This window comes from Bradyrhizobium sp. 87, assembly GCF_023073015.1.
Taxonomy (GTDB): Bacteria; Pseudomonadota; Alphaproteobacteria; order Rhizobiales; family Xanthobacteraceae; genus Bradyrhizobium; species Bradyrhizobium canariense_D.
Genome location: NZ_JADPIQ010000011.1, coordinates 205,627 through 215,109, shown reverse-complemented (window position 1 = coordinate 215,109; position 9,483 = coordinate 205,627). Strand labels below are relative to the sequence as shown.

At 63.1% G+C, this 9,483-nt stretch carries 9 protein-coding genes; 5 read left to right on the top strand and 4 right to left on the bottom strand.

Annotation, left to right across the window (positions count from 1 at the left end; translation table 11 throughout):
* Positions 1 to 3: 3 nt before the first annotated feature.
* The 3 genes from IVB50_RS03230 to IVB50_RS03220 all read right to left on the bottom strand — a co-directional run bounded on the left by IVB50_RS03230 (position 4) and on the right by IVB50_RS03220 (position 1,390).
* The gene (locus IVB50_RS03230) at positions 4 to 372 is read right to left on the bottom strand and encodes a transposase (protein WP_247294210.1); all 369 of its coding nucleotides are present in this window, start codon (positions 370 to 372) and stop codon (positions 4 to 6) included.
* 93 nt (positions 373 to 465) lie between these two features.
* A complete protein-coding gene (locus IVB50_RS03225) occupies positions 466 to 624 on the bottom strand; it encodes a hypothetical protein (RefSeq protein ID WP_157643104.1) in 159 nt (52 codons plus the stop codon).
* Between the two features lie 454 nt (positions 625 to 1,078).
* A complete protein-coding gene (locus tag IVB50_RS03220) occupies positions 1,079 to 1,390 on the bottom strand; it encodes a helix-turn-helix domain-containing protein (RefSeq protein ID WP_026233807.1) in 312 nt (103 codons plus the stop codon).
* Positions 1,391 to 1,483: 93 nt separating this feature from the next.
* On the opposite strand from IVB50_RS03220, the gene IVB50_RS03215 reads away from it, so the two are divergent.
* Both IVB50_RS03215 and IVB50_RS03210 read left to right on the top strand, forming a co-directional pair.
* Positions 1,484 to 2,236, top strand: coding sequence for a glucose 1-dehydrogenase (locus IVB50_RS03215; RefSeq protein WP_026233808.1), 753 nt, complete (start codon positions 1,484 to 1,486; stop codon positions 2,234 to 2,236).
* Between the two features lie 281 nt (positions 2,237 to 2,517).
* Entirely contained in the window at positions 2,518 to 3,417 is a 900-nt protein-coding gene (locus tag IVB50_RS03210) for an alpha/beta hydrolase (RefSeq protein WP_018459437.1), read from the top strand.
* A gap of 149 nt (positions 3,418 to 3,566) precedes the next feature.
* Here IVB50_RS03210 and IVB50_RS03205 read toward each other — a convergent pair whose 3' ends face one another.
* Positions 3,567 to 4,058: a hypothetical protein gene (locus tag IVB50_RS03205; protein ID WP_018459438.1), complete on the bottom strand. Its 492-nt coding sequence runs from the start codon at positions 4,056 to 4,058 to the stop codon at positions 3,567 to 3,569.
* 263 nt (positions 4,059 to 4,321) lie between these two features.
* Between IVB50_RS03205 and IVB50_RS03200 the strand changes: the two genes are divergently transcribed.
* The 3 genes from IVB50_RS03200 to IVB50_RS03190 all read left to right on the top strand — a co-directional run bounded on the left by IVB50_RS03200 (position 4,322) and on the right by IVB50_RS03190 (position 9,443).
* Positions 4,322 to 7,378 (top strand): adenylate/guanylate cyclase domain-containing protein, encoded by a 3,057-nt coding sequence (locus tag IVB50_RS03200; RefSeq protein ID WP_026233809.1) that lies wholly within the window; start codon positions 4,322 to 4,324, stop codon positions 7,376 to 7,378.
* A 312-nt stretch (positions 7,379 to 7,690) separates the two neighbouring features.
* Positions 7,691 to 8,908, top strand: coding sequence for an OpgC domain-containing protein (locus tag IVB50_RS03195; RefSeq protein WP_026233810.1), 1,218 nt, complete (start codon positions 7,691 to 7,693; stop codon positions 8,906 to 8,908).
* 46 nt (positions 8,909 to 8,954) lie between these two features.
* Entirely contained in the window at positions 8,955 to 9,443 is a 489-nt protein-coding gene (locus IVB50_RS03190) for a DUF2059 domain-containing protein (RefSeq protein WP_026233811.1), read from the top strand.
* The last annotated feature ends 40 nt before the right edge of the window (positions 9,444 to 9,483 follow it).

Below are 9,483 nucleotides of genomic sequence, written 5' to 3'. Positions count from 1 at the left end.
CGATCATCGTGACGCTCGCATCGCGCGGATCACACGGGACAGCTGCTCGCCATCTATGGCTGTGTCCGTCCGCAGCACGACATCGCCGATCGCGATCTCGAGCTTGATCGCCGGAACCTGACGCTCCTCCAACGCACCTTCCACGACCAGCGGCGCGAATGTCGGCTGCGATGCCTCGCGCGGCGGCAACATGCCTCGCTGTCGAAACCGCCGCCGCCAATCGTAGATCTGCCAGCGCGTCGCTCCGTGCTTGCGCGCCACCTCGGACACCTGGGCACCGGGTAACAGACTCTCGGCGACGATCCGAGCTCTCTCGGCTTCCGAACGTACGCGGCGCCCCGATGGTCCTTCAAGAACCTCCAGCCGGCTCACCGACCCCCTCGTTGAGCCGTCCAAATGGACGTCCTTTTTGCTGTCCAATCCCATCCCAAACCTCCGTCCAAGCCGGAGGCTTCTTTCGCACGTTCATTCGAATTCTGAAGCAAGGGTATCGGCTTCGCGCTTACGAATGATCTCGAATCGCACCGCCTTTTCCGGGGGGATCATCAAAACGGCCCCCTGACTCGAACCCCGACTTTCAACACGGCTGTCCTCGCGACGCGAGGCGCCTTGGTCACGGTCCATGAAGCCGCACTCCCGTTTGGATAGCGAGACTAATACGCGGCGCGAACGAAGCGCTATAATCGTGCGACGAATGCCCATTTTCGGTCGGATAAGTCCAGGGGTGCGACCGCTAAGTCATTGATTTTTTCTCAACCCGGCGCTGTCTCTTAATCAGCGGGTCCTCGGAATTCATGCGACAAGCTTCGGGATTTCGTGCTCGATCAATCGCAAGAAATGAGTACGGCGAGCCCCTACAACCATCGATTCTTGAGCTACCAGCGACGGCGCTCCCGAAGGGGCGCCGTTCGCATTTTGGGCCCCATTTCGCAGCGATCGGGTGTTGCGCCTCCCCGCAACCAAGTTCGGACCTTACCGGTCCCGATCCGAAAATGGCCCGCTTCACGCGGGCCATTTTTGTTTTGGCCGCGCTCCGGTGGAAACGTCGGTCGCACCTTGCGCAAGAGTGGGGAACGGCTCACTCCGGATAGCTAAGGATCATTTTCAGCAGCTTCGGAAACCGCGCATTGATGTCCTCCTCGCGTAGGACATTGCGGTGCTGGACGCCTTGCTTTGAGGTCCGGATCAGGCCGGCCTCGCGCAGGATGCGAAAATGGTTCGACAGAGTCGACTTCGCCATGTCAGGGCAGGGCGCCGCCTCGGTGCACGACATGCAATCACTCTGTGCGGCCAGGCTTTTGACGATCCGCAGCCGCATAGGGTCCGCGAGCGCTCCCAGCACCCCAGCCAGTGAAATCTCGCTCCGCGATGGGTGAACGAACTGCACCATGCACAAAATATAGCACCTCCCTTGAACTCATTCAATAGTTCACTAATATTGAACTATTGAATATCGGCGTCGCGCCGGATGATGGAGAATGTGATGACCAAGAGACTCGAAGGAAAAGTTGCGCTCGTGACCGGCGCATCCAAAGGCATCGGTGCCGAAATCGCCGCGCGGCTCGCGGCCGAGGGCGCGGCGGTCGCCGTCAACTACAGCTCCAGCAAGCAGGCCGCCGACCGCGTCGTCGCCGCCATTGTCGCCAAGGGTGGCAAAGCCGTCGCGGTCCACGGCAATCTGGCCGATGCCAAGGACGTGAAAAGTGTAGTCGCGGAAACCGTGAAGGCGCTCGGTGCGATCGACATCCTCGTCAACAACGCGGGCGTTTACGAGTTCGCGCCGCTCGAGGCCATCACGCCGGAGCATTTCCACAAGCAGTTCGATCTCAATGTGCTGGGCCTCCTCCTGGTCTCAGGAGAGGCGGCGCGGCACTTCAACGCCAATGGCGGAAGCATCATCAACATCAGCTCCGCGGCGTCGACTCTCGCGCCGCCGAACGGCGCCGTCTACTCCGCCACCAAAGCATCGGTGGATGCGATCTCCGCCGTGCTGGCCAAGGAACTGGCGCCGCGCAAGATCCGCGTCAACGCCGTCAATCCCGGCATGATCGTCACCGAGGGGGTCGTGTCCGCCGGCCTGCACGAGGGCGACATGCGAAACTGGATCGAATCCACCACTCCGCTTGGCCGAGTCGGCAAGGTCGAGGAGATCGCTGCCGCGGTGGCCTTCTTCGCTTCGGACGACGCATCCTACGTCACGGGCGAGACGCTTCACGTCGCCGGCGGCCTTCGCTGAATTTGTTGGTTTACAGAAGGAAATGGCACGCCTTGCGCGCGCCATTTTTTGTTTTGGGGCGTCCTCGATCATGCATGTCCTGCTTGGCTGAGCTTGGGTTCGTTCGGACCATGCCGAAGCGCGTCCCGTCGCCGTCGGTGGAGCTGCCAAGCGTAAGCGCGATCAGCCCAGAGCATGCCATCCGGGAAGGAACCCAGGATGGCGCCGGGCGTCAACACGAGGACACCGGGCCCGTCCGGTGCTCGCTTGTTGGCTTGCCGTCGTTCGGAAGGAGAGGGCCAATGCAGTTCGAGGATTTCGACGCCGCCGATGTTCAGGCGGACGAGGCCCGGATCTTCATCCGTCGGGCCGGTTCGGGGCCGGCCGTTCTCCTGTTGCACGGATTTCCGCAGACGCATCTGATGTGGCGAGACGTTGCGCCGTTGCTCGCGCAAAACTTCACCGTGGTCTGCGCCGATCTTCGCGGATATGGCCGGAGCGATTGTCCTCCCTCCAGTCCGGACCATGCGCCATATGCAAAACGAGCAATGGCAAACGACATGGTGTCCGTCATGACGAAACTCGGCTTCGACCGTTTCTCGGTCGCGGGCCATGATCGTGGCGGCCGTGTCGCCTTTCGGCTCGCGCTTGATCACCGCGAACGCGTGCAGCGGCTTGCCGTCCTGGATGTCGTTCCTATTGCCGACGCCTGGGAGCGCGCCGACAAGAACCTGACGGTCGGCTATTGGCCGTGGTCGTTGCTTGCGCAGCCTGAACCTCTTCCCGAGCGGTTATTGTCGGCAGCCCCCGACGCCATCATCGACAATGCGCTGCATGGCTGGGGGTCTTCGGCCGGCAGCTTCAGTCCGGCGGTGCGAGCAGCCTATATCGACGCGTTGAGCGATGAGGCGCATGTTCACGCGATCTGCGAGGAATATCGTGCGGCCGCGACACTCGATCACGCGCACGATGTGGCGGACCGTCGTTCCGGCCGCCGAATTGACTGCCCTGTGCTCGTGCTCTGGAGCGGTCGCGGCCCCCTCAACGCGTGGTATGCGAGCGAGGGCGGCCCCTTGGGGCTCTGGCGGGCGTGGGCAGATGACATCGACGGAAAGCCGCTTGATGGCGGGCACTTCTTCCCGGAGGAGCTTCCGCAGCAGACTGCGTACGAGCTGAACCGGTTTTTTGGAGGCGGTGGATAGGACCAGCGTCTTGGCAGTGCTGCTTCCTTCGACAGCACGGTCTTGGCAAGCGCGAGGGCTGCCCCCTTGGGGCGAACGGCGATCGGAAGCAAACATTACGCCCGCGCCAGTCGCGCGGGCGTGATGCGTCTTGCGTACTACAGAATGCGTCAGGATCTGTGCGGACAGACCATCGTCAGATTGAGCAGCGTCGGCTTGTCCGAGCCCTTCTTGTAGTCCCACTCCAGCCGGATCTCGTGCCGGTGCGCGAAAGCGTCGCTGGCTTCGTGGGTGATGATCTTCGTCTTCATCGGGATTGGCGGCTCGGAGTTGAAGCATTTCCGGACGCAGGCATCGAGCAGATCGCATCGCGTCAGCGGAATGACGCCCGGCTCATCCCTGGACAGGGGGACTGTGTTCGGCTGGGTGCTGAGGTCGACGCGGGCCCGGCCCTTTTCCTTGTGCCAGTACTTGGCGCTGCCCTGCGGCCAGTTCGATGCCGGGTTCAGAATCAAATGGTACTGGCCGTATTCCAAGGTCGGCAGGTCGATGTCCTCGGACTCCTTGAGCTTCGCGACGCTCTTCTTCATGTTCGCCAAAGGATAGTAATTGCTATTCATCAAGTCTCGAAATGCCTTGCCGCTATATACCAGTCCGGCCATCGCCTCTTTCCTTCATATGTCTGTTTGTCAAAATCTCTGGTGCGGTGGCCGAAAATACGCGTCACGCTACGGCCGATCACGCTGTTTGTTGTGCGCCCTCAACGCTACCACTCAGGAATGTATTTCGTCCAGAGAGCCTCCATCCCGTAACGTCGCCTATGTCGCAAGCCCAATTGCCATGCACTTTCCTATAGGTATTGTTGGGTCGAACGCCTCGCGGGGATTGGGGTGAGGCTGCCGAGGCAGTGGTTGAAGGCGCTGGAATGCATTGCTTCGCTTGTCAGTCGGCGATTGGTCCGGGCGACCGCTGGTGCTCCAAATGCGGAGCGGCGGTGCGCCAGCCCGTCGACCCCGACAGCGAACGACGCTTTGTGACGATTCTGCGTGCCGACGTCGTCGATTCCACAGGTCTTGTTGCCGAACTGGAGCCGGAGGCGGCGGTGTCGCGCCTCGAGCCTGCTCTTGCGGCGATGAGAGGCGCGGTGCGCCAGTTCGGCGGCATCGTCAGCAAGGAGTTGGGTGACGGGTTGGCCGCCGTCTTCGGCGCCCCGATCGCCGACGACAACCACGCGCCCTTAGCCTGCCACGCGGCCATCGAGCTGGTCCGGCGTGTTGGCAGTCTGGGCGATCCAGGACTTCAAGTCCGGGTCGGCCTGCACTCGGGTCATGTGGTGGCCTACATGGTCGCGAGCGAATTTTCCAAGGTCTACGAGATCGGCGGCGCAGCCCAGCACCTCGCGGCTCGGCTGGAGACGGCAGCCGAGGCGAACCAGATCTATGTCTCCGAAGCCTGCCAGGAGCTGGCGGACGGACACGTCCGCTTTGAATTCCTTGGCCGCAAGGCGCTCCGTGGTTTCGGCGAGCCCCTGCCTGTCTACCGGGTGATGGGTGCGAGTGATCTGTCGAGCTGGCGGGTCCGACGTGCGCGGAGCGTTTCCAGATTCGTCGACCGCACGACGGAGCGGGCGTTGTTGTGGCGCGCTGCGGATAGGGTTGCTGCCGGCCGGCAGACGGTTCTGCTGATGGGTGACGCCGGCATTGGCAAGTCTCGGCTTGCGCATGAATTCGCGCAGGACCTCCGGGCTGGCGGCTGGCGGCTGATCGATGTCGAGTGCAGCCCAAATCTCCAGGGTGCGCCGTACAGCGCGCTCAAGCGCCTGTTGCTCTCGATCCTCGATACGTCAGCAAGAGATCAGACCAAGACGGATGATCCCAGAGACGAATTGCCGGTGGTGCAACAGCGGGCTCTCGACGCGATCCTGGATTTGCCGGTTTCCGATCCGCAATGGGATGAATTGGAGCCTCACGCGCGCGGTCGTGCGATTTCAGACGCAAGCTGTGCGATCATCGAGAGCGTCGCCCGTCGTCAGCGTACGATCCTTTTGATTGAGGACCTGCACTGGATGGATCGGGCCAGCGATGCGGTCGTCGCGACCCTTTCGGGGCTGCAATGCCCTGATTTGCTTGTGCTGCTGACGACGCGGCCCAATGGAATGCCGGTGTGGATCGCGAGCTGCCGCGCGGAAATCGTGGCGATGCGGCCTCTCGATGACAATTCGGGGCTGGCCATGCTCGCGGACATGCTTGGTCCCGCCACGACCAACGAAGACCTGAAGAATCGGATCATCTCTCATACGGCCAACGTTCCGCTGTTCATTGAGGAGGTCTGCCGCAGTTTGAAGGACAGCGGCATGCTTCTTGGCCAGTGGGGCGACCTTTCCCTTGCGCGTCCTGTGGACGAACTCGGCATCCCCAGCAGCATTCAGGGTGTGATCGCGGCGCGGCTGGATCGTGTGTCACGACAGGAACGATCGCTTCTCCAGATCGCCGCGGCGCTTGGACCCCGGGCCGACCAGGCCACACTGCGAAGAGTAGCGGCCGTGCCGGAAGACGTCCTGCAGGATTGCCTCACCGCGCTCGACCGGGCCGAGTTGCTCGTCAGGATCGACAGTGAGTTGGAGGATTCGCTCGAGTTCCGGCACGAGATGGTCAGGCAGGTGACCTACGATTCGATGGTCGAGAAGGTGCGGGAAAGCATCCATGCCAGCATTCTGGCGGCTCTCGAGACCGACGAGGCGTGGACCGACGGTCCGGATACGCTCTGCTATCACGCGACCCGAGCGAAGGATTGGCGGAAGGCTTTTCAGCATGGCAGGAGCGCGGCTCGAAAATGTCTGGTGCGCTCGGCCTTTGCCGAAGCGGTCGATTATTTCGAGATCGCGATGGGTTCTCTCGACAAGATCCCGGTGACGCACGCGCGCGAAACGGACGCCATCGACCTGCGGATGGAGGCGCGATTGGCCTTTGCCGGGTCGGGGCGTGTCGCCGAAGCCCTGGATTTGGGGAGCGAGGCCGAACGGCGAGCCGATGCGATTGGCGATATTGAACGCAAGGTCGCGGCCATGACCATGAGAGCGGGTGCCCAGAATTTCTATGGAACGCCGGTTGAAGCTGTCACGATCGGGGAAGATGTGGTGCATCTGGCGGAAAGCTCGGGAAATCCCGCTTGGCGTAATCTCGCGCAATACAGTCTCGGGCAGGCCTATTTTCTTTCCGGCCGCTACGATCGCGCCGAGAAGATGCTGGCCACCGCCCGCGTCCACCTTGCGGGTCTGACCGCGAGTGCTCCGATCGGCACGACCCCACGATCTTTGCTCCTGCTTTGCTGCATGATGAACAGCGTCACTCACACGGTGATGGGCCAGATCGATGCCGCCGAGCAGCTCCAGCAGCAAGCCGCAGCGATCGCGGAGGAGACCGGCCGCCCCTACGACCGCGTCGCCGCGGCCTATAGCGGCGGCTGGCTGATGCTCGGCCGCGGCGAGCCGGCGGCGGCCGCGGCCATTCTCGAGAATGGTTTTGTCCTGGCGCAGAAGCACGGCATCCGGCTGTTCGTGCCGGTGCTCGCCTGCCATCTCGGCATGGCCTATCTGGAGCAGGGGCTGTTTGACCGGGCGCGCGGCATGCTGACGGAAGCGCGTGAGGAAGCGAAGGCGGTCGGCTATACCTCGGCGGTGCTTCGCAGCTCGATCTACCTGGCGCTCGCCACCCACCGTCTCGGCGACGTCCAGGCCGCGCAGAACATGCTGCGCGAAGCGCGCAACACCGCGCGGCAACAGGGGTTCTCCGGCCTGGAGGCGGAGGCGCTGTTCGGCGAGGCCGTGGTGACGCCGCCGTCGGATCCGGAGGCCAGGGCGGCGATCCTGAGCGCCCTGCGCGCGACCATCGCGATCGCCGCCGAGAGCGGCGCGCTGCCGCTGCGCCACAAGGCCGAGGCGATGCTCAACGAGATGCAGGCGACGGGTGACGAGCTCAGCTGACGGCAGCGGCGGCCGGGCCGCTATCGGGGCCGAAATCTGCCCGACGCGTCAAATAAATTAAGCAGGCGCCGCAAGGAGTTAGCTACTGTGCATGGGGTTGTTTTCGCCCTTTTTCTTGAAGGGCCCTTCATGGTGCAGCGCGGAGGACGGCACGCTTGTGCCGCCCGCTCCGATGACTATGCCCTTGCGCGCGCAGCAAGGTCGGCTACCGTCGGCCCTGGCCACACGGCCAGGCGACTTTTGATTTCAATTTTTTAGCATCCGATTTTGCGGCGCCGCGACGGCGCGACGCCCACCGAACGAGGCGGGGCCATGATCACACGGGACCAGTCAGCGCTGCTCGCGCCGGTCGAGCGGGATTTGCGACTCGATCTCTTCCGCGGCATCGGTCTGTGGATGATCTTCCTCGACCACATTCCGCACGACGTCGTGGCTTGGCTGACCTTGCGCAATTACGGCTTCAGCGACGCCGCCGAATTCTTCGTCTTCATCTCCGGTTATCTGGTCGGCTGGATCTACGGGCCGATCGTCGCTGGCGGCTGGTTTCTCGCCGCGCTGAAGCGGCTGTGGCGGCGCGCGGTCGAGATGTACGTCGCCCACATCATGCTGTTCCTGCTGTTCACGGCGCAGATCGCCCGCACCGCGCGCCGCTTCGACAATCCGATGTACGAGCACGAGTTCAACGTGTTCAATTTCCTGTCGCATCCGGACGAGCTGATCGGGCAGGCGATCCTCCTGAAGTACAAGCCGGTCAATCTCGACGTGCTGCCGCTCTACATCACGCTCGTTTTCGCCTCGCCTTTCATCGTGTGGTGCCTGGTGCGCCGGCCGAACCTGACGCTCGCCGCATCCGTGGTGCTCTACGTGCTGGCGCGCTGGTTCGACTGGAACGTCGCCTCCTATCCGCCCGGCACGCACTGGTACTTCAACCCGTTCTGCTGGCAGCTGATGTTCGTGTTCGCAGCCTGGTGCGGCATCGGCCAGATCGACAAGATCGCGAGATGGGTGTGGTCCAGGGCGGCGATGGCGCTGGCCGCGGCCTGGCTCGCCTTCGCGCTGCTGATCGTGATGACCTGGCACGTCCCCGCGCTCGATGCCCTGACCCCGAAATGGATGATCAAGGCGATCTACCCGATCGACAAGACCGACCTCGACATGCTGCGCTTCACGCATTTCCTGGCGCTGGCGATCTGGGTGACTCACCTCATCTCGCGCAAATGGCGGACCCTGCACGGGGCCTGGCTGCGCCCTGTGATCCTCTGCGGCCAGCATTCGCTGCCGATCTTCTGCCTTGGCGTCTTCCTGTCGTTCTCGGCGCACTGGATCCTGACGCAATACACCAAGGGCGTCTGGGAGCAGCTCGCGGTCTCCGTCGTCGGCATCGTCATCATGATCGCAGCCGCCTGGCTGCTCGACCGGACCGAACGGGTGCCGAACCTGTTCGTGAAGGTGACGGAGATCGAGGAGGCCGACACCGTCCTGGAAAGCGCGCCTGCGGACAGGTCTGCCGTGGCGCCCGCGGGTCGTTGAGTATCGCCGGCCTGCATTTTCGCGGAGAGATCCAACGGAGGGGTTTATGTCCAGACTTGTGTTGACGATCGCCGGCACACTCCTGCTCCTGATCTCGGGTGCATCGGCGCAAGCGCCCTCGCCGGAGGCGATGAGCGCGGCGCGCAAGCTCGTGGTCACCTTGAAGATCGCGGATCAGTATCGCGCGCTGTTGCCGCAGCTCCTGCTCAAGCTGAGGCCCTGGGTCGCGCAGGACAGGCCGGAGATCGAGCGCGATTATGACGCGGTGACGGCACCCGGCTCCGAGATCTACACCCCGGCCCTCACCTCAATGATCGACCAGGTCGCCGCTCTCTATGCGCAGAGCTTCAGCATTGACGAGCTGCGCCAGATCGAGGCTTTCTATGTCCAGCCAGCCGGGAAGAAGCTTCTGGAGAAGTCGGATGCGCTGGCGCAGGCCAGCGCGCAGATCGGTCAGGACGTCGGTCAGAAGACGGCCGACGAGTTGAAGCAGCGCCTCATCGAGGCGCTGCGACAGAAGGGGCACAAGCTCTGAGCCTGTACCGACAGCGCTAGCGAACCTACGCCTTGTCCGT

What these genes read in the sequence shown, in the direction of transcription:
- IVB50_RS03225 (WP_157643104.1), bottom strand. Translation starts at nt 624, where the DNA reads ATGGACCGTGACCAAGGCGCCTCGCGTCGCGAGGACAGCCGTGTTGAA.
- IVB50_RS03220 (WP_026233807.1), bottom strand. Translation starts at nt 1,390, where the DNA reads ATGGTGCAGTTCGTTCACCCATCGCGGAGCGAGATTTCACTGGCTGGG.
- IVB50_RS03215 (WP_026233808.1), top strand. Translation starts at nt 1,484, where the DNA reads ATGACCAAGAGACTCGAAGGAAAAGTTGCGCTCGTGACCGGCGCATCC.
- IVB50_RS03210 (WP_018459437.1), top strand. Translation starts at nt 2,518, where the DNA reads ATGCAGTTCGAGGATTTCGACGCCGCCGATGTTCAGGCGGACGAGGCC.
- IVB50_RS03205 (WP_018459438.1), bottom strand. Translation starts at nt 4,058, where the DNA reads ATGGCCGGACTGGTATATAGCGGCAAGGCATTTCGAGACTTGATGAAT.
- IVB50_RS03200 (WP_026233809.1), top strand. Translation starts at nt 4,322, where the DNA reads ATGCATTGCTTCGCTTGTCAGTCGGCGATTGGTCCGGGCGACCGCTGG.
- IVB50_RS03195 (WP_026233810.1), top strand. Translation starts at nt 7,691, where the DNA reads ATGATCACACGGGACCAGTCAGCGCTGCTCGCGCCGGTCGAGCGGGAT.
- IVB50_RS03190 (WP_026233811.1), top strand. Translation starts at nt 8,955, where the DNA reads ATGTCCAGACTTGTGTTGACGATCGCCGGCACACTCCTGCTCCTGATC.